Annotated in this window: 19 protein-coding genes; 5 read left to right on the top strand and 14 right to left on the bottom strand. The window is 72.9% G+C overall.

Annotation, left to right across the window (positions count from 1 at the left end):
* Positions 1–30: 30 nt before the first annotated feature.
* On the top strand, positions 31–894 hold the full coding sequence (locus ACZ66S_RS25465) for an esterase/lipase family protein (RefSeq protein ID WP_469903817.1): 864 nt from the start codon (positions 31–33) through the stop codon (positions 892–894).
* Positions 895–950: 56 nt separating this feature from the next.
* Here the strand turns inward: ACZ66S_RS25465 and ACZ66S_RS25460 are convergent, their stop codons facing one another.
* Positions 951–1934, bottom strand: coding sequence for a lytic polysaccharide monooxygenase auxiliary activity family 9 protein (locus ACZ66S_RS25460; protein WP_469903816.1), 984 nt, complete (start codon positions 1932–1934; stop codon positions 951–953).
* Positions 1935–2074: 140 nt separating this feature from the next.
* Between ACZ66S_RS25460 and ACZ66S_RS25455 the strand changes: the two genes are divergently transcribed.
* Positions 2075–2524 (top strand): GNAT family N-acetyltransferase, encoded by a 450-nt coding sequence (locus tag ACZ66S_RS25455; RefSeq protein ID WP_469903815.1) that lies wholly within the window; start codon positions 2075–2077, stop codon positions 2522–2524.
* 21 nt (positions 2525–2545) lie between these two features.
* Here the strand turns inward: ACZ66S_RS25455 and ACZ66S_RS25450 are convergent, their stop codons facing one another.
* Positions 2546–2680: a hypothetical protein gene (locus tag ACZ66S_RS25450; protein WP_469903814.1), complete on the bottom strand. Its 135-nt coding sequence runs from the start codon at positions 2678–2680 to the stop codon at positions 2546–2548.
* Positions 2681–2820: 140 nt separating this feature from the next.
* Here ACZ66S_RS25450 and ACZ66S_RS25445 point away from each other — a divergent pair, with 140 nt between their 5' ends.
* A complete protein-coding gene (locus tag ACZ66S_RS25445; RefSeq protein ID WP_469903813.1) occupies positions 2821–3438 on the top strand; it encodes a class I SAM-dependent methyltransferase in 618 nt (205 codons plus the stop codon).
* Here ACZ66S_RS25445 and ACZ66S_RS25440 read toward each other — a convergent pair.
* Together ACZ66S_RS25440 and ACZ66S_RS25435 are read right to left on the bottom strand one after the other, a co-directional pair.
* A complete protein-coding gene (locus ACZ66S_RS25440) occupies positions 3435–3986 on the bottom strand; it encodes a ribonuclease FAU-1 family protein (RefSeq protein ID WP_469903812.1) in 552 nt (183 codons plus the stop codon). The genes ACZ66S_RS25445 and ACZ66S_RS25440 overlap by 4 nt on opposite strands.
* Positions 3967–4896, bottom strand: a complete 930-nt coding sequence (locus ACZ66S_RS25435; RefSeq protein ID WP_469903811.1) for a GNAT family N-acetyltransferase — start codon at positions 4894–4896, stop codon at positions 3967–3969. The genes ACZ66S_RS25440 and ACZ66S_RS25435 overlap by 20 nt, the downstream gene beginning before the upstream one ends.
* A gap of 71 nt (positions 4897–4967) precedes the next feature.
* On the opposite strand from ACZ66S_RS25435, the gene ACZ66S_RS25430 reads away from it, so the two are divergent.
* A complete protein-coding gene (locus tag ACZ66S_RS25430) occupies positions 4968–5339 on the top strand; it encodes a GntR family transcriptional regulator (RefSeq protein ID WP_469903810.1) in 372 nt (123 codons plus the stop codon).
* Positions 5340–5699: 360 nt separating this feature from the next.
* Here the strand turns inward: ACZ66S_RS25430 and ACZ66S_RS25425 are convergent, their stop codons facing one another.
* Together ACZ66S_RS25425 and ACZ66S_RS25420 are read right to left on the bottom strand one after the other, a co-directional pair.
* Positions 5700–6467 (bottom strand): DUF72 domain-containing protein, encoded by a 768-nt coding sequence (locus ACZ66S_RS25425; protein ID WP_469903809.1) that lies wholly within the window; start codon positions 6465–6467, stop codon positions 5700–5702.
* Between the two features lie 15 nt (positions 6468–6482).
* Positions 6483–7577, bottom strand: coding sequence for a DUF5925 domain-containing protein (locus ACZ66S_RS25420; RefSeq protein WP_469903808.1), 1095 nt, complete (start codon positions 7575–7577; stop codon positions 6483–6485).
* 167 nt (positions 7578–7744) lie between these two features.
* On the opposite strand from ACZ66S_RS25420, the gene ACZ66S_RS25415 reads away from it, so the two are divergent.
* Positions 7745–9166 carry a GH39 family glycosyl hydrolase gene (locus ACZ66S_RS25415; protein ID WP_469903807.1) on the top strand — a complete coding sequence of 474 codons (1422 nt, stop codon included), beginning with the start codon at positions 7745–7747 and terminating at the stop codon, positions 9164–9166.
* Here the strand turns inward: ACZ66S_RS25415 and ACZ66S_RS25410 are convergent.
* The 8 genes from ACZ66S_RS25410 to ACZ66S_RS25375 form a co-directional block, all read right to left on the bottom strand.
* Positions 9156–10751, bottom strand: coding sequence for a carboxylesterase/lipase family protein (locus tag ACZ66S_RS25410; protein WP_469903806.1), 1596 nt, complete (start codon positions 10749–10751; stop codon positions 9156–9158). The two genes, ACZ66S_RS25415 and ACZ66S_RS25410, sit on opposite strands and share 11 nt — an antisense overlap.
* A 15-nt stretch (positions 10752–10766) precedes the next feature.
* Positions 10767–11405 (bottom strand): GPP34 family phosphoprotein, encoded by a 639-nt coding sequence (locus ACZ66S_RS25405; RefSeq protein WP_469903805.1) that lies wholly within the window; start codon positions 11403–11405, stop codon positions 10767–10769.
* A gap of 112 nt (positions 11406–11517) precedes the next feature.
* Positions 11518–12177: a response regulator gene (locus tag ACZ66S_RS25400; protein WP_469903804.1), complete on the bottom strand. Its 660-nt coding sequence runs from the start codon at positions 12175–12177 to the stop codon at positions 11518–11520.
* Entirely contained in the window at positions 12174–13370 is a 1197-nt protein-coding gene (locus tag ACZ66S_RS25395) for a sensor histidine kinase (RefSeq protein ID WP_469903803.1), read from the bottom strand. The genes ACZ66S_RS25400 and ACZ66S_RS25395 overlap by 4 nt, the downstream gene beginning before the upstream one ends.
* A gap of 63 nt (positions 13371–13433) precedes the next feature.
* On the bottom strand, positions 13434–17267 hold the full coding sequence (locus tag ACZ66S_RS25390; RefSeq protein WP_469903802.1) for a lipopolysaccharide biosynthesis protein: 3834 nt from the start codon (positions 17265–17267) through the stop codon (positions 13434–13436).
* Positions 17260–18060 (bottom strand): polysaccharide deacetylase family protein, encoded by an 801-nt coding sequence (locus ACZ66S_RS25385; RefSeq protein ID WP_469903801.1) that lies wholly within the window; start codon positions 18058–18060, stop codon positions 17260–17262. Before ACZ66S_RS25385 ends, ACZ66S_RS25390 begins: the two co-directional genes overlap by 8 nt.
* Positions 18053–19042, bottom strand: a complete 990-nt coding sequence (locus ACZ66S_RS25380; RefSeq protein WP_469903800.1) for a glycosyltransferase family 2 protein — start codon at positions 19040–19042, stop codon at positions 18053–18055. The genes ACZ66S_RS25385 and ACZ66S_RS25380 overlap by 8 nt, the downstream gene beginning before the upstream one ends.
* A complete protein-coding gene (locus tag ACZ66S_RS25375; protein ID WP_469903799.1) occupies positions 19039–19860 on the bottom strand; it encodes a glycosyltransferase family 2 protein in 822 nt (273 codons plus the stop codon). The genes ACZ66S_RS25380 and ACZ66S_RS25375 overlap by 4 nt, the downstream gene beginning before the upstream one ends.
* Between the last annotated feature and the right edge of the window lie 19 nt (positions 19861–19879).

Genomic DNA, 19879 nt, shown 5'->3' with positions numbered 1-19879 from the left:
CTTCCCCTTGAGCCGCAAGGAGATCACCCGATGCTGCCCTGGAAACGACTGCTCAGACCCCTCACCGCCCTGCTCCTGACGGCCGCGGTCGCCGTCGTCCCCGCCGCCGGAGTCGCCCAGGCGGCCGGCGCCCCCACCAGCGGATGGAACGACTACTCCTGCAAGCCCTCCGCCGCCCACCCCCGCCCCGTCGTCCTCGTGCACGGCACCTTCGCCAACTCCGTCGACAACTGGCTGGCCCTCGCCCCCTACCTGGAGAGCCGCGACTACTGCGTCTTCTCCCTCGACTACGGCCAGCTCCCCGGTGTGCCCCTCGTCCACGGCCTCGGCCCCATCGACAAGTCGGCGGAGCAACTGAGGACCTTCGTCGACAAGGTGCTCGCCGCCACCGGCGCCACCGAGACCGACCTCGTCGGACACTCCCAGGGCGGCCTGATGCCCCGCTACTACCTCAAGTTCCTCGGCGGGGCCGCCAAGGTGAACGCCCTGGTCGGCATCGCCCCCGACAACCACGGCACCACCCTGTCCGGCCTCACCAACCTGCTGCCCTACTTCCCGGGCGTCGGGGACTTCCTCACCACCAACACCCCCGCCCTCGCCGACCAGGTCGCCGGCTCCGCCTTCCTCACCAAGCTCAACGCGGGCGGCGACACCGTCCCCGGGGTCAGGTACACCGTCCTCGCCACCAGGTACGACGAGGTGGTGACCCCGTACCGGAGCCAGTTCCTCAGCGGGCCCGAGGTCCGCAACGTCCTCCTCCAGGACCTGTGTCCGCTCGACCTCTCCGAGCACGTGGCGATCGGACTGTTCGACCGGATCGCCTTCCACGAGGTGGCCAACGCCCTCGACCCGGCCCACGCCACCGCCACCACCTGTGCGTCCGCGCTGAGTTGAGCAGAACCGGGGCCTGTCAGGCCTGAGCCGCCGGTCAGGCCCCGGAAGTTCGTGCGTCAACGGCCGTGCCGTGCACCGCCGTTCGCCCCGCGCCGGCGCACCGAGCCGAACAGGATCGCCGCGCCGGCCGCGAGCACGGCGGCGCCGCCCATCGCGAGGTACGAGGTACTGCTGTCGCCGCCGGTCTCGGCGAGACGCTGTGAACTGCCCGCCGCCTGTACGTCGTTGGCGGGGAGGCTCTCGGTCGCGGCGGCCACCGGTGCCGCCGACGTGCCGGCGTCGTCGTCACCGTGTCCGTGGTGCTCGATCGTCGACTTGTCGGTGCCGTCCTCGATCTGCTCCTCGGAGGGCGCGGAGGCGCTCGGGGCAGGCGTCGTACCGCCGGCCGAACCACCGGAGGCACCGCCCCCGAACGTCACGTCCGAGCAGGAGTAGAACGCCTCCGGACTGTCCGAGCGCTGCCAGACGGCGTACAGGAGCTGTCGGCCCGAACGCTCGGGGAGCGTGCCGGAGAACGTGTAGAAGCCGCCCGAGGCGACCGGGTCGGTGGCCGTCGCGACCGGGTTCGACAGGTCCAGGTCGTCCCAGCCCAGCGGCTGCGTCGGGTCGTAGCCCGGCTTGGTCAGGTACACCTTGAAGGTGCCCTTGTGCGGGGCGGTCACGCGGTACTTGAAGGTGTACGACCCACTGCTCACGCTCGTCGCCGGCCAGTCGGCGCGGGCCAGGTCGATCCCCTTGAACTCGTCGTTGTTCGCGCTGCACAGCCTGCCGTCCGGGATGAGCTCCTGGTGCCGCCCGTTCGCGTCGCCGATGCGGATGCCGTTCCAGTCGTAGAGCGCCTGGGTGCCTCCCGCCGCGACCGCCGCCCTGCACGCGTCGGACCTCGGGCTCTCGGGACCCTCCGCGTAGCACTGCGCGACCCGGCTGACCGGGTCGCCCATCGAGCCGTGCGCGGACGCGGGCGCCGCGGCCAGCGCGGTCAGGGCGAGCGGGGCGAGGCCGACGGCGGCGACGGCTGCGGCCTTGCGGCGTGCGGGCATGGGGGATCTCCTCGGAACCGGTACTGATGCGTGCCGGATCAAAGAAACCCTGAAATCCCCGGCCTGTGACGGCCCGTGGCGATCTTTATGGCCCTCTTAAGGGAGTGCTGAGACGCAGATCAGGTAGGTAGCGTGCGCCCATGACGAACGAGGAGATCCGACGCGCCGGGGCGGCCGACGTACCGGCCGTGAAAGCCGTCACCGACGCCGCGTACGAGCACTACATCGAGCGCATCGGGCAGGTGCCGCAGCCCATGGAGCGGGACCACGCGGCGAACGTGGCCGCGGGGCGGGTGTACGTCACGGGCGACCCCGTGAGCGGGCTCGTGGTGGTCGAGGAGCACCCGGACCACCTGTACCTCGACAACATCGCCGTCCGGCCCGACGCCCAGGGGCAGGGCGTCGGCGGACGGCTGCTGCGGTTCGTCGAGGCACACGCGCGTGCCCGGGGGCTGCCCGAGGTCAGGCTCTACACCAACGCGCTGATGTGGGAGAACCAGAAGATCTATCCGAAGTTCGGCTACGAGGTCGTGGAACGACGCGTGGACGGGCCCTACGACCGCATCCACTACCGCAAGCGACTGGTCTGACACGGAGCATGCCTGCCGCCGTCAGCCGTCGGGCCACCAGGTCCGCGCGACGTCCTTGCGGACCTCGGGTCGTCCCGCGGGGCGCTCGTCGGCCTCCTCCGGGAGTCGCCGGGCGTCCGTCCTCTTCAGGGGCTTCTGCACGGTGGTGCGGCGCATGGCTGCCTCCTTCAGTGCCTACCGAGTTCCGCGTTCTCACGGAGGTAGACCCTTTGGGGGAGAGTTCCTCATCGCTCGCCGGTCTGTCAGTGGCGGTTGTCACGATTCGACTGTCAGTGGCGGGTGTCACTCTTGGGCGCATGACGCAGAACAGTGACGGTGGGGGCGGGGACGGCGTGGACTGGGACGCCGAGGCCGCGTCCTTCGACGAGGAGCCCGACCACGGGTTGCGGGACCCCGAGGTGCGCGCGGCCTGGGCCGGGCGGCTGCGGGAGTGGCTCCCGGAGCGGGCGTCCGACGTCCTCGACCTCGGATGCGGGACCGGCAGCCTGTCGCTCCTCGCGGCCGAGCAGGGACACCGGGTCACCGGGGTGGACCGGTCACCGGCCATGGTGGAGCTGGCCCGCGCGAAGCTCGCCGGCCGTGACGCGGTGTTCCTCGTCGGTGACGCGGCGGCGCCGCCGGTGGGGGAGCAGCGGTTCGACGTCGTCCTCGTACGGCATGTGCTGTGGGCGCTGCCGGATCCCGGGCGGGCGCTGCGGTGGTGGTGGGGGTTGCTGCGGCCGGGCGGCCGGCTGGTGCTGGTGGAGGGGGTGTGGGCCACCGCCGGGATATCGGCCGAGACGGTGTCCGGGTTGGTGCAGCCGCTCGGTGGGCGGGTGGGGGTGGAGCGGCTGTCGCAGGACTCCTCGTTGTGGGGGAAGGACGTGGACGACGAGCGGTACGCGGTGGTGGTCAGGAGCGACAGGAGCGACTAGGTGCCCGCGAGCCAGTGCGGTGTGTCGGCTGCGGCTTCGTCGTTGCTGGTCGCGCAGTTCCCCGCGCCCCTGGAGGCGTGGGCCAGCGCCGCCAACTCGTCCAGGGCCCTCGTCGCCGCTGACGCTGCCTCCGGGTCCCTCTCCGCCAGGCCGCTCTCCTCGAACTCGTCCTCGTCCAGGCGCAGGACGTCCTCGCCGTCCGCCGAGACCCACAGGTCGAGGTCCAGGTCCTCCACGACCAGCTCGGCGCCCTTCAGGGTCGCGGGCCGGGTGATGTCGCAGTACCAGCCCTTCAGGGTGCCGTCGGAAGTGCGGACCTCCTTCACGGAGTACCAGCGGTCCCGCCAGTAGTGCTCGGTGAACACGTCACCCGGCTCGAAGCGGACGAAGCCGAAGTCGCGGACGCCCTCTCCCGCCCAGGGGGCCCGGACCGTGAGGCGGGTGCCGTCGTCGGTGAGGAGCTCGGCCGCGTAACGGATCTTCGTGCGGCCCGCCTTGAGCAGGACGACGTCCACACGGCCCAGGGGCTCAGGTGAGTTCGCGGACATGACGTACCTCCGTGGCGCAGATCTCGTATCCGAACCACTTGTTGATCGCGAGCATGGCTTCGTTGGCGGCGTCGTTGCCGGTGAGGGCCTCCGTGCAGCCGGCGGCGCGGGCGCGGTGCAGGGAGGCGTTCTTGGCGAGCTTGGCGAGGCCGCGGCCGCGGAAGGCGCGGGCGGTGCCGGTCATGGCGGTGGCGTAGCGGCCGGCGCCGTCGGTGTGGGCGGCGCTGAAGGCGGCCGGGCGGCCGTCGACGAGGGCGATCGTCGTCAGGGCATGGTCAAGGAGGGGATGCTTCCAGTTCTCCTCGATCCACCCCTCGTAGTCGGTGAGTTCGGTGTCCACGTCGCTCGGCTCGTCCCCCGAGGTCTCCGCGTCCAGCTCGAAGAAGAACCGCGGGTCGTCCGCGAAGTCGGCGGCCGTGCGCACCTCCACACCCGGGGGGAGGGGCGGGAACGGGGGCAGCGGGGCGTTCGCCAGGTCCAGGCGCAGGAAGTGCGCGGAGCGGCTGGGCCGGTAGCCGTGCCGCTCGGCGAACACCCGGTTCTGCGGCTCGTCCAGGACCCAGGAGAACAGCCTGGTCGCCCCGTGCGCCGCCAGGTGCTCCTCGGCGGTGCGGACGAGGAGGGCGCCGGCGCCGCGCCGGGTGCGGTCCGGGCGTACGTAGATGTTCAGGTAGCCCTGGCCCGGTTCCGGGCTGTCGTGGGCGATGCCGACCTGGGCCGTGCCGATCACCTCGCCGTCCTCCTCGGCCACCAGGGAGGCGTAGTGCGCGTCCGGGTGGGTGTGGACGAGACGGTGCAGCACGCCGGCCGGGGTCCACAGCACGTACGGGAGGGCCAGATGACGGACGTGGGCGAAGCTCTCGACGTCGGCCGGGTCCTGGGGGCGCAGGTCGCGCACGATCACGGTCATGAAGGCGCACGTTACGTGGGGTGCCCGCTCGGGTGCCTCTCATTTTCCGGCGGGTGCGGGACAATCGGCTCGTGACCTTGAAGATCCACATCGACGACAGTGCGCCGCCGTACGAGCAGGTGCGGGTGCAGATCTCCGAGCAGGCGCGGGCGGGGGTGCTGCCGGTGGGGTACCGGCTGCCGACCGTGCGCGGGCTCGCCGAGTCGCTCGGGCTCGCCGCCAACACCGTCGCCAAGGCGTACCGGGCGCTGGAGGGCGACGGGGTGATCGAGACGCGGGGGCGCAACGGCACGTTCGTGGCCGCCGCCGGCTCGGCCGCTGAGCGGGAGGCGGCGTCGGCTGCTCAGACCTACGTCGAGCGCGTGCGGCGGCTGGGGCTGACCGAGGGCGAGGCCCTGGCGACCGTACGGGACGCCCTGCGGGCGGGCTTCGGCCGGGACTGACACGGGGCCCACGCCGGCAGCACGGTCGGGGCGACGTGGGGCTTGCGCGCGTGGCGGGGGCGGGGTTGGCGTGGGGCCGGTGGTCGGGGGGACGTGGGCTCAGGCCCGTGGCGCGGTCGCGGTTGGCGCAGGGGCCGTGGTCAGGGTGACGTGGGGTTCACGCCCGTCGCGCGGTCGGGGCTGGCACAGGGTCCGTGATCAGGGGACGCGGGGCTCAGGCCCGTGGCGCGGACGGGGTCGGCGCAGGGCCCGTGGTCAGGGGACGCCTCGCTCGCAGAACATTTGCTCCGGCGCCGGGCCCACGGTCGGGGTGACGTGGGGCTCGCGCCCGTAGAAGTTCGCTCCGGTGTCGGGCCACGGTCAGGGCGACGCGGGGCCCTTGCCCGTAGAACGGTCCGCGTCGGCAGTCACGGTCAGGGTCGTGAACAGTTTCGCGTTGCGTACGGCCGCGCCGTTCGGGTCGTTGTTGAAGTACACGTACACGTCCTCGCCCCCGGTCCAGGTCCGTCCGATCCGCTCGGCCCAGGTCTGCAGGGACCGTCTGCCGTAGTGCGGCCACGCCTGTGCCCGGCCCTCGTGGAGGCGGACGTACCCCCAGTCGGTGGTGCGCCACAGCGGGGTCACCGGACGGGCCCGTACGTCGGCCCAGCACAGGGCCGCCCCCCGGGTCTCCAGCACCTCGCGGGTCGCGGGCGTCCACCAGGACGTGTGCCGGGGCTCGACCGCGACCCGGACCGAGGCGGGGAAACAGGCCAGGCAGGCGTCCAGCAGTTCCGTGTCGGCGCGCAGCGTCGGGGGCAACTGCAGCAGCACCGGGCCCAGTCGGTCGCCCAGCCCCTCCGCGTGGCTCATCAACCGGTGCACCGGCTCCTTCGGGTCCTTCAACCGCTTGATGTGGGTCAGGTACCGGCTCGCCTTCACCGCCACGACGAAGTCCCCGGGCACCCGCTGCCGCCACGCCTCGAAGGTCTCCCGCGACGGCAGCCGGTAGAACGCGTTGTTGATCTCGACCGTCGGGAAGTGCGCCGTGTACTCCTCGAGCCAGAGCCGCACGGGGACACCGTCGGGGTACAGGACGCCCCGCCAGTCCTTGTACTGCCACCCCGACGTGCCGACGAACAGGGTCATACACCCATCAAAGCACTACAGGTACAGCCCCGCGTCCGCCCCGGGCCGCGGCTCCGGCACCGCCGTCGGTGACGTCCCCCGGCGCAGCGCGTACAGCTCCGCCAGGGTCGCTCCCTCGCGACCCACACCCTCCTCGGTGCCGAGCCAGCCCACCGCCTCCCGCCGGGTCAGCGGGCCCACCTCGATCCGGGCCAGACAGCGGCCGGGGCGGACCACGGCGGGGTGCAGGCGCTCCAGGTCCTCGTTGGTGGTGACACCCACCAGGACGTTGCGGCCCTGGCCGAGCAGGCCGTCGGTCAGGTTCAGCAGCCGCGACAGGGCCTGGCCCGCCGTGTGCTTGGCCTCGCCGCGGATCAGCTCGTCGCAGTCCTCCAGGAGCAGCAGCCGCCAGCGGCCCTTGCCCGTGGCGTCCTCCTCGCCGATCGCGATGTCCATCAGATAGCCGACGTCGGAGAACAGCCGCTCCGGGTCCAGAACGCAGTCCACCTGGCACCAGTCCCGCCAGGAACGGGCGAGCGTGCGCAGGGCGGAGGTCTTGCCGGTGCCCGGCGGGCCGTGCAGCAGGAGCAGCCGGCCCGCGATGTCCTCCGGGGTCGTCTTCATCAGGCTGTCCATCGCGTCCGCGACCGGTGCCGTGTAGTTCTCCCGCACCTCCTCCCAGGTGCCCGCGGAGATCTGCCGGGTCGTGCGGTGCGGGCCGCGCCTGGGGGAGACGTACCAGAAGCCCATCGTCACGTTCTCCGGCTGGGGTTCCGGCTCGTCGGCCGCCCCGTCGGTGGCCTGGTCGAGGACCTTCTTGGCCAGTTCGGCGTCGGTCGCCGTGACGGTGACGTCGGCGCCGCGGTTCCAGCGGGAGATGAGCAGGGTCCAGCCGTCGCCCTCGGCGAGCGTCGCGCTGCGGTCGTCGTCGCGGGCGACGCGCAGCACCCGGGCGCCCGGCGGCAGCAGCGTGGCCCCGGAGCGGACCCGGTCGATGTTGGCCGCGTGCGAGTACGGCTGCTCGCCCGTCGCGAAGCGGCCGAGGAACAGCGCGTCGACGACGTCGGACGGCGAGTCGCTGTCGTCGACGTTGAGCCGGATCGGCAGCGCGTCGTGTGGGTTCGCAGACATGCCGCCCATGATCCGGCACGAGTCCTCCCCACGCATCCGGTTTCCGTGGTGCGTCGGGTGTGTCGCGCGTGTCCCGTGCTTCCGCTCTGTCCCGTACGTCCTGTTACAGATCTGTGCATCTCCGGCATCTGCCCGCACCGGTGTGTTCGCGGATACCGTGGCCTCCGATGGGACGTCATGAGTGGAACTCGGGGGCACGGCGGTGGCGGCTCACCGCACTGCTCGGTGTGGGCGCGGCGGCTCTGGCACTGGTCGTGACCCTCCTCAACACGCTTCCGGGCAGCGGCGCGAGCACCGACGGCACCTCACGCAACGGCGACAAGGTGCACGGCACTCCGACGACCACGCCGGACGCGGACACCCCGGACGTCGGCTGGGGCTTCACCCACACCCAGTTCAGCGCCGACGAGGGCAGCCCCACGGCCGTCAAGCGGGTGGAACAGCGACTCAGGGATGGCGGCGGGCTCCCGCAGAACCAGCACATCATGGGCTGGGGCGCCGACAACCCCGAGCCGGTCAAGGGGCGTTACGACTTCGAGGACCTGGACCGGCGCGTCGACTTCGTGCGCGCCTCCGGCTCCACCCCGACCATCACCCTGTGCTGCGCGCCGGACTGGATGAAGGGCGGCGAGGCGGGCGTCGGCAACACCGACTGGAGCAAGGCGTCGCTGGAGACCGCGCCGGAGCCCGCGCACTTCGCGGACTACGCCGCGCTCGCCGCGACCGTCGCCAAACGCTATCCGGACGTGCGCCACTTCATCGTGTGGAACGAGTTCAAGGGCTTCTGGAACGACGCGGAGGCCCGCTGGGACTACGAGGGGTACACCCGGCTCTACAACCTGGTCTACAAGGCGCTGAAGAAGGTCGACCCCAGGATCATGGTGGGCGGCCCCTACCTCGTGATGGACAGCGTCGACCCACGCTCCCCGGACGCCTCCGCGAGCTTCAAGGGCCCCTGGGGCGCGATGGACCAGCGCATCCTCGACGCCTTCGACTACTGGAACAGGAACAAGGCCGGCGCCGACTTCGTGGTCGTGGACGGCTCCAGCTACACCAACGACGACGAGCTGCTGCCGAACGAGTTCGCGGCCACCGACAAGTTCACGGCGGTGAGCAGGTGGGTGCGGCAGCGGACCGGCGAACTGCCGCTGTGGTGGGCCGAGTACTACGTCGAGCCCGCCGACGGCCGGGACGAACGCGAGGGCTGGTCCGAGAGCCGCCGGGTCGCCGTGCAGGCCGCCGGAATGATCGCGCTGGCCAGGGGCGGCACCACGTCCGCCTTCTACTGGAACCCCGAGAACGAGAAGGGCACGGACTGCGCGGGCTGCCTCTGGACGCCGACGAGCGGCAGGGGCGGCGGGCAGCCCCTGCCGATGTACGACCTCCTCAGCCGCTTCGGCAGGGCGTTCCCGCCGGGGACCGCCTTCACGACCGTCCCCGTCGCCGTCGACGACGTGCCCAACGTCCGCGTCCTCGCCACCGACAGCACGGTCCTGGTGGTCAACACGCTCGACCGGAGGATCAGCGCGGAGGTCGACGGGAAGCGGTTCGACATGCAGGCGTACGAAGTCAAGTGGCTCAGCCGTTGAGCGCGTCCCAGAACGCGCAGTGATGGCGGAGCCGCGCGGTGCGGGTCGGGACGACGCGGTCCGGTGCCAGCGACAGCACCGTGCGCCGGGACCAGCGGGGCGACGACGGACCGGCGGGGTCGCCGGTGCGGGCGAAGCGGGTCCAGTAACCGATCATGGTGTCGGCGAGCCGGTGCTGTGCCGCGGTCAGCTCGCGGGGGCGGCCGCCCAGGTCGAAGAGGTACGGCAGTTCGCTCGCGTGCGGTGCGCCGAGCGGGAACGGCGGGGTGCCCGAGGTGAGCGGCGGAGCGTGCTCGTCGGCGAACTCGTACCGCCAGACGGGCACTTGGGCGGAGAGCAGCTCGCCGGTGGCCGCGGTGGGGCAGGCGAAGTCGGCGTCGCCGATGACCGCGCCGAACACCGGGCCCCCGTCGGTGCGGTGCACCGGGTACGCGTGGACGATCGCCTCGGCCTGCCCTGGGGAGGGGAAGAAGGCGCCCACGACGTCGGGCCAGGCGTCGGGCGTCACGGGGTTGCCCGCCTCGATGATCCCGGCGGCCCAGCCGGTGCCCTCGTCATGATTGCTGCCGATCAGGACGGGGACGTGGTGGAAGCGGCCGGCGGTGACCGCCGCCGCGGGGTCGGAGGGCAGCAACGGGGTCGCGTAGGAGGGCTGTTGGTCGGCGGCCTGGGCCGCGAGCAGCCGGGTCACGGGCACCTGCCGCAGACACGCCAGGGCGTCGCGGGCGGAGCCGCAGCCGACCTCGGCCGCGAGACCGGCGCCCGCGGCGCGTGCCGTGGACAGGGGCACGGAGTACGGGGCGAACGGCCGGTCGGGGCGGCCGGTGCACGGACCGCTCTGGATGATCGCCCGGTCGAAGAGCCCCGCGGCGGCGGGTGAGGCCAACTGGGCGCAGACGCTGTAGCCGCCCGCCGACTCGCCGGCCAGCGTCACGTTGTGCGCGTCGCCGCCGAAGGAGCCGATCTCGGCGCGGACCCAGCGCAGTGCCGCCTGCTGGTCCGCCAGGCCGAAGGTGCCGGAGCCGGGCAGGCGGTCGTGCGCGAGGAAACCCAGGGCGCCGAGGCGGTGGTCGACGGTGACGACCACGACGTCGCCACGGGGCGCCATGCGGTGGGCGTCGTACGAGGCGGCCGCTCCGGTGGTGAAGCCGCCGCCGTGCAGCCACACGATCACGGGCCGGGGCCGGTCCGGTCCGGCGCCCTCGGGCGTCGTGACGTCGAGGTGGAGGCAGTCCTCGTCGGTGCTGCCCCCGGGCACCTCACCGGCCGGCTGCGGGCAGGCGCTCGCGGGCCGGGTCGCGTCCCGTACCCCGGGCCAGGGGACCGGCCGGCGGGGCGGGGCCCAGCGCAGCCGGCCGACCGGGGGCGCGGCGTAGGGGATGCCCTCGTAGGTGCGGTATCCGGCGCGGACGGACCCGCGCACGATCCCGTCGCGGGTGTGCACGGTCGCCGAGGCCGAGGCTGTAGCTGTGGTCGTCGACGCGGGAGGCGAGGTCGCAGCAGGAGTCGCGGCGGCCGTCGTGAGCGTGGCGGTCAGGGCGCAGCCCAGGAGGGTGGCCAGGACGCGGTGGGTGTGGGTGGTCATCGTCTCCCCGTTCGGTCAGCCGCCGCCCATGCCGCCCTGTGCGGCGATCATGGTCGTCGGCAGGGCTCGTACGGCCTTCTCCAGGCCGGGAGCGAGGGCGCCGAGTGTCCTCGTGCAGGCGTCGATACGGGCCCGGAAGGTCTTCTGGTCCCGCCGTGACACGACAGAGCGGACGCCGCCGGCCGCGGCCAGCGCCAGCAGGACGGCGTCGGCGGCCGGGATCTCCCGCACGGGGGCGGTCGCGCGCAGCGCGGTGGACACGCGCGCGTGGAGCGCGGCGGGCACGGCGGGGTCGGACACGGCCAGCCGCCGGGCGCCGAGGCGGGTGCGGGGCGCCTCCACGGTGAGCAGCCCCGCCGCGGCGAGCCGGTCCTCCACCTCGGTCAGGGTGCCCCGGCGACGCCGGCGCACCAGGTGCTTCCAGCCGTGCCCGCCGGCCGCGTCACGCAGGACGCCGTCCAGGACGGGATCGCCGGTCGGTTCCGTGCCGGACACGGTGACCTCGCCGTCCGCCTCCGCGAGCCGGCCGCGCGACGCGAGGTCGGCCAGGGCGGCGGCACGGACCAGCAGTGCCGTGCGGGAACGGTCGAAGGGGCCCTCGGCCGTGTCGTCGTGGGCGAGCAGATACATGAGGGAGGCCAGGTCGTCGGTCACCTCCCGACCGTAGGACCGCCCTACCGGGCCGCGGATCGGCCGCGCGGAGGGCCCGGCACCGGGAGCACGGGAGGACCGCCGCCCGGTCTCCTCCCTGAGGAGGAGGACGGGGTCAGGGGCGACGCGGGCGCACGAGACCGTGGTCGTAGGCGGCGACGACGGCCTGCACACGGTCGCGCAGTCCCAGCTTGCGCAGCACCGAGGTCACATGGTTCTTGACGGTCGCCTCCGACAGCCCCAGCCGTCCGGCGATCTCCGCGTTCGACAACGCCTGCCCGATCAGGGTGAGCACCTCCCGCTCACGGCCGGTCAGGCCGGTCAAGGAGGGCGGCGGTGCCGCGTCGGGCGCGGTGCGCAGGAAACGGTCGAGGACGCGGCCCAGTACGGCCGGCGCCAGCAGCGCGTCGCCGCGCGCGGTCACCCGGATCGCGTCGACGAGCTCGGCGGGACGGATGTCCTTCAGCAGGAAGCCGCTCGCCCCGGCCCGCAGGGCGGCGACCACATGCGCGTCCACGTCCCACGTGGTCAGCACCAGCACCCGGGCGGCGACGCCCGACTCCACGATCCGCCGGGTCGCCTCGATACCGTCAAGGACGGGCATGCGTACGTCCATCAGCACCACGTCGGGCGCCAGTTCCCGCGTCAGCCGCACCGCCTCCAGGCCGTCGCCGGCGTCACCGACCACCTCCAGGTCGTCGCGGGCGTCGATGATCATGCGGAACCCGGTACGCACCAGGGCCTGGTCGTCGGCCACCACCACCCGCAGGGTCATGACGCCCGCTCCACCGGCAGCCACGCCGCCACCTCGAAGCCGCCCCCGGCCCGCGGACCGGAGCGCAGGCCGCCGCCCACGAGCCGGGCGCGCTCCCTCATCCCCACCAGGCCCCGTCCCGCCCCCAGCGCCGAACCACCCGGCGCCGTACTCCCGTTGTCGGTCACCGTGATCCTCACGCACTCCTCCTCGGCGATCACGCGCACCCGCACCTCGTCAGCGCCGGCCGCGTGCCGCAGCGCGTTGGTGAGGGCCTCCTGGACGATCCGGTACGCCGCCAGGTCCACCGCGGCCGGCAGTCCCTCGGTGACGCCCTCGCGGTGCACGCGCACGGTCATCCCGGTCGCGCGCACGGTGTCCGCCAGTTCGTCGAGGCGGGCGAGCGAGGGCCCGGCCTCTCGTCGCTCCCCGGACCCGGCCGTCTCCCACCGTTCCCCGGCCAGGTCCGCCGCCTCCTCCGCCTCGGGCCTGAACGCCCGCAGCAGCAGGCGCAGTTCGCCGAGGGCCGAGCGGGCGCCCGTCTCGATGGCCCGCAGTGCCTCACGCGCCTGGTCGGGCCGGTCGCCGAACACGTCGTCGGCGGCCCCCGCCTGCACGACCATCACCGACAGGGTGTGCGCCACGACGTCGTGCACCTCGCGGGCGATCCGCGCCCGCTCCTCCACCACGGCCCGGCGCATCTCCGCCCTCGTCCGTTCCCGCTGCGCCCGGCGCCACTGACCCGCGGTCCACGCCAGGGCCACCGTCAGCAGATACACCGCCAGTCCCGCGGGACCGCCCGCACCGAACGCCAGCGGTGCGGGCAGGCACATCGCCGCCAGCGCCCGCGCCGACGCCCGCCGCGTCCCGGTGGCCGACAGCACGCACAACGAGATCTGCGCCGCGAACAACGCTCCCGTCAAGGTCACCTCGGGCAGCAGCCCCCACACCGCGAGCCCCGTCACCGCGGTCGCCGCCAGCACGAGGGCCGGGAAGCGCGACTGCCACCGCAGGGCACCGGCCTGGGCGAGGACCAGGACCACGGCGAAGGGCAGCCGCCGCTCGTGGTCCGTGCCCGCGACGAGCACCGGAGTGCCGAGGACGGCGAGCACCGCCCCCGCCGATCCCCACCACAGCCTGCGGGCCGTCCGGGGCGACAGCTCGCCCCGCGCCCGACCGTCGGACGTCCCGTCCGGCTGACCGCCGTGCTCCACGCCCGCACCCTATCGGCGCGCACCGGGGCCACCGGGGAGAACGGGCTCCGGTGCGCACCGGACCTACTTCATCGTCAGGAAGCGCTGCACCAGGGCCGCCAGGAACACCGCGAGGAGCGGCAGCGCGAACCAGAAACTGCTCTGCAACCACCGCAGTTGCCGCACCCCCGGCCGCACCGCGACCCGCACCACCTCGCGCGCCGACAGCAGCAGGATCAGCGCCAGCGCGGCCAGCGCCCCCACCACCGACCACGGCGTCCAGGTCACCTGCGGTCCGATCGGCCCGGGATCGGCCCGGGGGACCTTTCCGGCGGGCTGGTCGCGCAGGGCGTACATGGTCACGTCGTCGTTGGTGAGAACCCGCCTGAGTTCCTTGCGGCTGTCCAGGTTGTCGAGCAGCCGCGGCTCCCACGTCCGCGAATAGCCCACGTCCAGCCGCAGATACGTGACCTGGCTGACGTTGACCATCAGATACGAGTTCGGGCCCGCGTCCCTGAGCGCCTTGACCAGGCTCGACACCAGCACCGGGTCGGTCGGTGCCAGGGTCGGCACGTACGACACCTTCTCCATGTCCCTCGCGCCCCACGGCATCGCCGGGGTCACGTTGTTCACCGTGTCGTTGGAAAGCCACAGCACCCGGACCGTCGGATCGTCGTGGGCGTAGACGTAGTCCATGGCGGCGACCTCGCCGGGCTGGATCCGCTCGAACGGCTCGTTGCCCCAACGGGCCACCAGGAAGCCGCCGACGAGCAGCAGACCCGCCAGCAGCGCGGCCACCGGGGCGAGACTGACCCGGTCCTTCTCGCGTTCCTTCGCGGTGACCCCGGTGCGCGGGAAGAGCGCCAGCGCGGCGAGCAGGCCGGCGCCCGGCAGGGCGAACATGAAGACACGCAGGGCCATCTCGCCGCCGTACGACTGCATGCCGAAGCCGAGGAACGGCACGAAGGTGAGGACGAGCAGCGCGGCCTCCCGGTACCGGTGCTCGCGCCGGCGCCACCAGCCGTAGCAGGCCAGCGCCATGACCCCGCCGGCCAGCAGCACGCGCACGTACAGGACCAGCTTGTGGGTCGAACTGCCGCCCTCGATACGGCCGGAGACCGACGAGGAGACATTGCCGCCGACGCCGCCGACCCCGCCGAACAGGTCGTCGAAGTGACCCGACCAGTACGGCTCGGCCATCCAGCCGATCCAGGCGGTCACCATGACGGCGAACAGGACGGGCAGGCCGCGCAGTTCGCTGCGGCCGATCAGCACGAGCGCCGCCAGCACGCCGAGCATCACGAACGGGGTGAGCTGGTGGGCGGGCACGCTCGCCGCGAACAGGCCGATCAACACGGCGAGCAGCACGGCCCGTTGACGCCGGTCGGTCGGCTCGACCTCCGCCTCGCCGGGGCGCCGCTTCGTCCAGATCACCCGCGGGGCGCGGAACCAGACCAGCAGGACCGCCACGAACACCAGGTACAGCAGATAGGTGAAGCCCTGCGGGGAGAAGTAGTCCTGGCCGACCCAGCCGCTCAGCACGAAGATCCAGATGCCGGTCCACTTGGCCCGCCAGCTCGCCCGCATGTGCCGTACGAGCAGGAACATCGGTGCCAGATAGGCGAGTTGGATGGCGGTCGGCCACCAGCGGATGACCTCGGTGAGGTCGGTGACCCCGCACGCCCGCGCCACGAACGCGGCCGCCGCGAAGAAGCCCGGCCAGCTCCAGCGGGCATCCAGGTCGGGCACCGCGGAGCCGGTCCGGTCGATGTAGTCGATGAACCCGAGGTGCTGCCAGGCCGTCGCGAACCGCGGTTCCGTCTCGATCACCGCGGGCAGCGCGTGCAGCGAGACCACGGTCGCCACCAGCGTGAGCAGCAGCAGCGCCCTGTGCTCGCGCCCCAGCCAGAGCAGCGAGGCGAACACCACGACCAGCAGCGCCGCGCCGGCCGCCGTGGGCAGCGGCAGGACCGAGATCAGACCGAGCCCGCCCATCCGGTCCAGGTCGGCCTCGCCCAGGCCCAGCACCGGCACCCAGTACAGGAGCAGGGCGACGGCGAGCAGAGCGCCGAGGAACACCCCGAGCCAGGTGGGTTGCAGCCTCTCCCGCACGGACAGGGGTCGTGGCGGCTCCACGGGCCGCACTGCCTCCTCCGATGCCACCGGCTCCTCCGCCGCGGCGGGCCCCTCCCGTACGGCGATCTCCTTGCCCGCGTCGAAGGCCACCTCGAACGGCGCGTCCACCTCCGTCTCGGACGGCCCCACGGAGGACTCGGAGCCGGGCTCCCGCTCCTCCACCGGCAGCCCGAACTCGGGGAACTTCTTCAGGGCCCAGGTCGGCCGGTCGCGGGTCGGCGGCACGACGGGCGTGCCGGTGGGCGGGGTGCCGGGCCCCGGCCGTACGTCGGGCCGGCGTTCCAGGTGGTCGAAGTCGACGTGGATGCCCAGCGCGAGGGTGTCCTGGTCGAGCGCCCAGCCGGGGCGGCGGCCACGGCCGGCGGCCGGCGCCTCGCGGGCCCCGAGGTCGGCAAGGTCACCGTCGGGCGCGGCGGCCGCGGGCACCTCGGCGGCCGGGGCGTGCCGGACCGTCCGGTACAGCCTGGGCGCGGCGATCGCGACGATCACCGCGAGCGAGGAGATCTCGGCGACGCCCGCTCCGGTGAGCCCCATCCGGGGCAGGAGCAGCAGCGTCAGACCGAGCACCATGGCGCACAACAGGCCCTGCAGCCAGGCGAGTCCGGAGGTGCGGCTCTGTGCGCGCAGCACCGCGAAGTACGTCTCCATGACGACCCGGAGCACCGCGCCGACGGCGAACCACCGCAGCAGCGGGGTGGCCGCGTCCGCGTAGCCCGCCCCGAACACCCCGAGGATCCAGGGCGCCCCGAAGAACAGGACCCCGGCCACCGGCAGCATGATCCGCGCCATCCGCCTCAGCGCGGCACGGGTGTTGGCGGCCAGCCGGCCCGGGTCGTGCGAGCCCTCGACGGTCAGGGAGGCGCCCATGTTGATGGCGAGCAGGTTGCAGGTGCCGCCGATCGTCGTGGTGATGTAGAAGTACGCGTTGTCCTGGGAGCTGACCTGGGAGGCCACGATCACCGGGACCAGGTAGACCACGGCGAGCGAGAACAGCGAGCCGGTGTAGTCGCCCGCGAGGAAACGCCCGATCTCCCTCAGGGAGGGCGGCTTCGCGTGCTCCTCGGTCGCCTTCACATGGCGTGGCGCCAGGCGCCGGAACACCATCCAGCCGAGCGGCAGCACCGAGACGGCGATCGCCGCGACCCACGACACGAAGACACCGGCCGTCGGGATCGCCACCGCGAACGCGACCAGGAGTCCCAGCTTGACCGCGGAGAACACGGTGTTGCCGACCGGCACCCACAGCGCGCTGCGCAACCCGGTCAGCACGCCGTCCTGGAGGGTCAGCACGTTCCAGGCGACGACGGCGGCGATGAAGCCGAGGCCGTTGACCGGCCCGTGCAGGAACCGGTACGACGGCCCCCACACGTCCAGGGTGAGCAGGAAGACGGCCGCGGCGATCGCCACGACCACCGAACTGCCCGCGTACGTACGGGCGATGAGGCGCCCGGTGGCCCGGCCCGCGACCGGTATGAAGCGGGCCAGCGCCCCGGTCAGGGTCACCGCGGTCAGTCCCGCGAGGAGTTTCATCGCGGCGATGGCGGCGGAGCCCTGGCCGACCGCCGACTCGGAGTAGTAGCGGGCGGCCGCCAGCCAGAATCCGAGACCCAGCACCGCGGAGATGCCCGTGTTCAGCATCAGGGCGTAGGCGTTGCGGAAGAGCTGGCTGCCCCCGCCGCCCCCGCTTCTGCCGAGGCCGGGCAGCCTCAGACGGCGCCCCGACTGCTCGGGCGCCTTGGCCGCGGTCGACTCGGGCTGGGTCGTGGTCGTCGTGTCAGACACGGGAACGGGAGACCTTCCGGCGGACCTGTCGTGCTCTTCGGACCAACGCGTACCCCTTGGTGAGGGCACGGTCCCTGGCGAAGTCCCGGGCGATCGCCCGGCCCTGGACGAGCCGCTCGAACTCCTCGGCCGTGGTGGCCCGGCGCACGGTCAGCCGGGTCAGCGCGTACGGCCCCTGGCGGCGCCGCGCGAGACCGTTGTTCACCGCGAGCGCCTGGCCGTACCCGGTCTCGCGGACCGCCTCGCGCACCCGGCGGCTGGAGTAGCCGTACGGGTAGGCGAGCGAGGCCGGCGCGGTGCCGAGTTCGTCGGTGACGATCTCCCTGGAGTGGATCAGCTCGTGGCGCAGCGCGGTGTCGTCGAGCTGGTCGAGCTGCGGGTGCGTGTGGGTGTGGCCGCCGATCTCGACGCCCGCCGCGGCGAGTTCGCGGACCTGGTCCCAGTCCAGCATGGTGTCCAGGCCGCCGCCGGTGTCGTACGGCCCCCGGAGCCAGCCGGTGGTGACGAACACCGTGGCCGGGAAGCCGTGCTTGGCGAGCACGGGCAGGGCGTGTCGGTGGACGCCCTCGTAGCCGTCGTCGAAGGTGATCAGGACGGGTCGCTCGGGCAGCGGGCGGCCCTCCCGCCAACCGGCCGCGAGGTCCGCCGTCCTGATCGGGGTGAGCCCCAACTGGACGACGGTTTCCATCTGTTGGGCGAAGGACTCCGGGGACACCGACAGCACGCGTGTGGTGTCGTTCGGGTCGGTGGCGACCGAGTGGTACATGAGGACGGGAACCGGCGGCTCAGCCATCGCTGTCCCCCTGGATGTCCACGACCGAGAACGTGGCCGCGCCGCGCCGCGCCCGGACGGTGCCGACCACATATCCGCCGGCCGCGGTGAGCACCCCGGCGACGATCGCGCCCGCCCGGCCCGCGCCGCCCGGCCGGGCCAGCGCCGCGTCCCGCAGCCCGCGCACCACCCCGGCCGGCAGGACCTTCGTGGTGTACCGGCGCTCCGACTCAAGTCCCTTGTCGGCACCCACACTTCGGGCCACCAGCGCCTTGGACAGGCCCTCCGCCCAGGTGCGCGTGCGGAAGTACCCGAAGTGCTCGCGTGCCTCGGGCACCCGGTGGTGGATCACCGCCCGGTCGTCGATGAGCAGGACCGCGTCCGGCGCGGCCCGGCTCAGCCGGATGCACAGCTCCGTCTCCTCGCAGCCCAGCGGGCGCTTGTCGCCGTCCCGCCCGATGCCGGTGGCGAAGCCGCCCGCCGCGTCGAAGGCGCTGCGGCGGAAGGAGGCGTTGCCGCCGAGGACGTTGCGCACCCGGACCAGACCGGCGGGGATGCCCTTGTAGGTGCAGCCGACCACCCAGTCGAACTCCTCCGGGAACCAGGCCGGCCGGCGCCCCGACGCCCAGATCGGCACCGTACGGCCGCCGACCGCCATGACCCGCGGGTCGGCGTAGCCGGCGGCGAAGTGCCGCAGCCAGTCGCGCTCGGCGACGGCGTCGTCGTCCAGGAAGGCGATCACCTCGCCGCGCGAGGCGGCGATCCCGGTGTTGCGGCCCGCGGACAGGCCGCGGGGGCCCGCGTTGGCGAGCACCCGGACCTCCCCGACCTCCTTGTACTCCTTGGCCAGCCGGTCCAGGAGCGCCGCGTTGTGGTCGACGACCAGCAGCGTCTCCAGGGCCGGGTACGACTGCGTCCGCACCGAGGCGACCGCCGCGAGGATGTCCTCCCAGCGGTCCTCGGTGTACACGCAGATCACGACGGAGACGTCGGGACCGCTCAAGACACCTCTCCCCGGACCGAGTCGAGCATGGGCGAGCGACGGGCGCGGCGGCGCAGCGCACGCCGGTTGGACCGCTCCCCGAGGATCACCCTGAGCACCCGGAACCCGTCGCGCACGGCCCGCAGATTGCTCGCGCCGTGGATGCGGAGGTACTCGTGGCTCGGGATCTCCTGCACCTTCAGCCCGGCCTTGACGACCCGGATGTTCATCAGGGTCTCCACCTCGAAGCCGGTGCAGTCGAGGTCGATCTTGTCGAGGCAGTGCCGCCAGAAGGCGTTGTACCCGTAGCAGAGGTCGGTGTAGCGGGCGCCGAACTTGCGGTTGACGATGGTGCACAGCGCCCAGTTGCCGAGCTTGCGGATGAAGGTCATGTCGTCGGTGCCGCCGCCGTTGGCGAAGCGGGAGCCCTTGGCGAAGTCCGCGCCCGAGACGAGGGCGGAGACGTAGGAGACGATCTCGTTGCCGTCGGCCGAGCCGTCCGCGTCGATCATGACGACGATGTCACCGGTGCAGGCCTCGAACCCGGTGATCAGGGCGTCCCCCTTGCCCTTGCCGAGCTGCTTCACGACCTTGACCTCGGGCCACACCTCGCGGGCCACCGCGACGGTGTCGTCCGTGGAGTTGCCGTCCACCAGGACGACTTCGTGGATCCAGTCGGGCAGGGTCTTGAAGACGTACGGAAGGTTCTCCGCCTCGTTCATGGCGGGTATGACCACGCTCACCGGTGGCGCGATGGCCAGATGGGTGGAGACGGGCCGGTACTGGCTGGCTGTCGGCACATCCTGGCCCGCAGTCGCCGGGCGCAGAACTGAACTCATGAGTCTGGTTCCCTCTCGT

The sequence above is a fragment of the Streptomyces sp. NPDC107471 genome (assembly GCF_055582845.1).
The sequence above is the reverse complement of the archived record's forward strand: the minus strand, read 5'-3'. Positions and strand labels throughout refer to the sequence as shown.

Bases quoted from the DNA above. Each gene is read 5' to 3' on its own strand.
- ACZ66S_RS25465 (WP_469903817.1), top strand. From the start codon at position 31: ATGCTGCCCTGGAAACGACTGCTCAGACCCCTCACCGCCCTGCTCCTG.
- ACZ66S_RS25460 (WP_469903816.1), bottom strand. From the start codon at position 1,934: ATGCCCGCACGCCGCAAGGCCGCAGCCGTCGCCGCCGTCGGCCTCGCC.
- ACZ66S_RS25455 (WP_469903815.1), top strand. From the start codon at position 2,075: ATGACGAACGAGGAGATCCGACGCGCCGGGGCGGCCGACGTACCGGCC.
- ACZ66S_RS25450 (WP_469903814.1), bottom strand. From the start codon at position 2,680: ATGCGCCGCACCACCGTGCAGAAGCCCCTGAAGAGGACGGACGCCCGG.
- ACZ66S_RS25445 (WP_469903813.1), top strand. From the start codon at position 2,821: ATGACGCAGAACAGTGACGGTGGGGGCGGGGACGGCGTGGACTGGGAC.
- ACZ66S_RS25440 (WP_469903812.1), bottom strand. From the start codon at position 3,986: ATGTCCGCGAACTCACCTGAGCCCCTGGGCCGTGTGGACGTCGTCCTG.
- ACZ66S_RS25435 (WP_469903811.1), bottom strand. From the start codon at position 4,896: ATGACCGTGATCGTGCGCGACCTGCGCCCCCAGGACCCGGCCGACGTC.
- ACZ66S_RS25425 (WP_469903809.1), bottom strand. From the start codon at position 6,467: ATGACCCTGTTCGTCGGCACGTCGGGGTGGCAGTACAAGGACTGGCGG.
- ACZ66S_RS25420 (WP_469903808.1), bottom strand. From the start codon at position 7,577: ATGTCTGCGAACCCACACGACGCGCTGCCGATCCGGCTCAACGTCGAC.
- ACZ66S_RS25415 (WP_469903807.1), top strand. From the start codon at position 7,745: ATGGGACGTCATGAGTGGAACTCGGGGGCACGGCGGTGGCGGCTCACC.
- ACZ66S_RS25410 (WP_469903806.1), bottom strand. From the start codon at position 10,751: ATGACCACCCACACCCACCGCGTCCTGGCCACCCTCCTGGGCTGCGCC.
- ACZ66S_RS25400 (WP_469903804.1), bottom strand. From the start codon at position 12,177: ATGACCCTGCGGGTGGTGGTGGCCGACGACCAGGCCCTGGTGCGTACC.
- ACZ66S_RS25385 (WP_469903801.1), bottom strand. From the start codon at position 18,060: ATGGCTGAGCCGCCGGTTCCCGTCCTCATGTACCACTCGGTCGCCACC.
- ACZ66S_RS25375 (WP_469903799.1), bottom strand. From the start codon at position 19,860: ATGAGTTCAGTTCTGCGCCCGGCGACTGCGGGCCAGGATGTGCCGACA.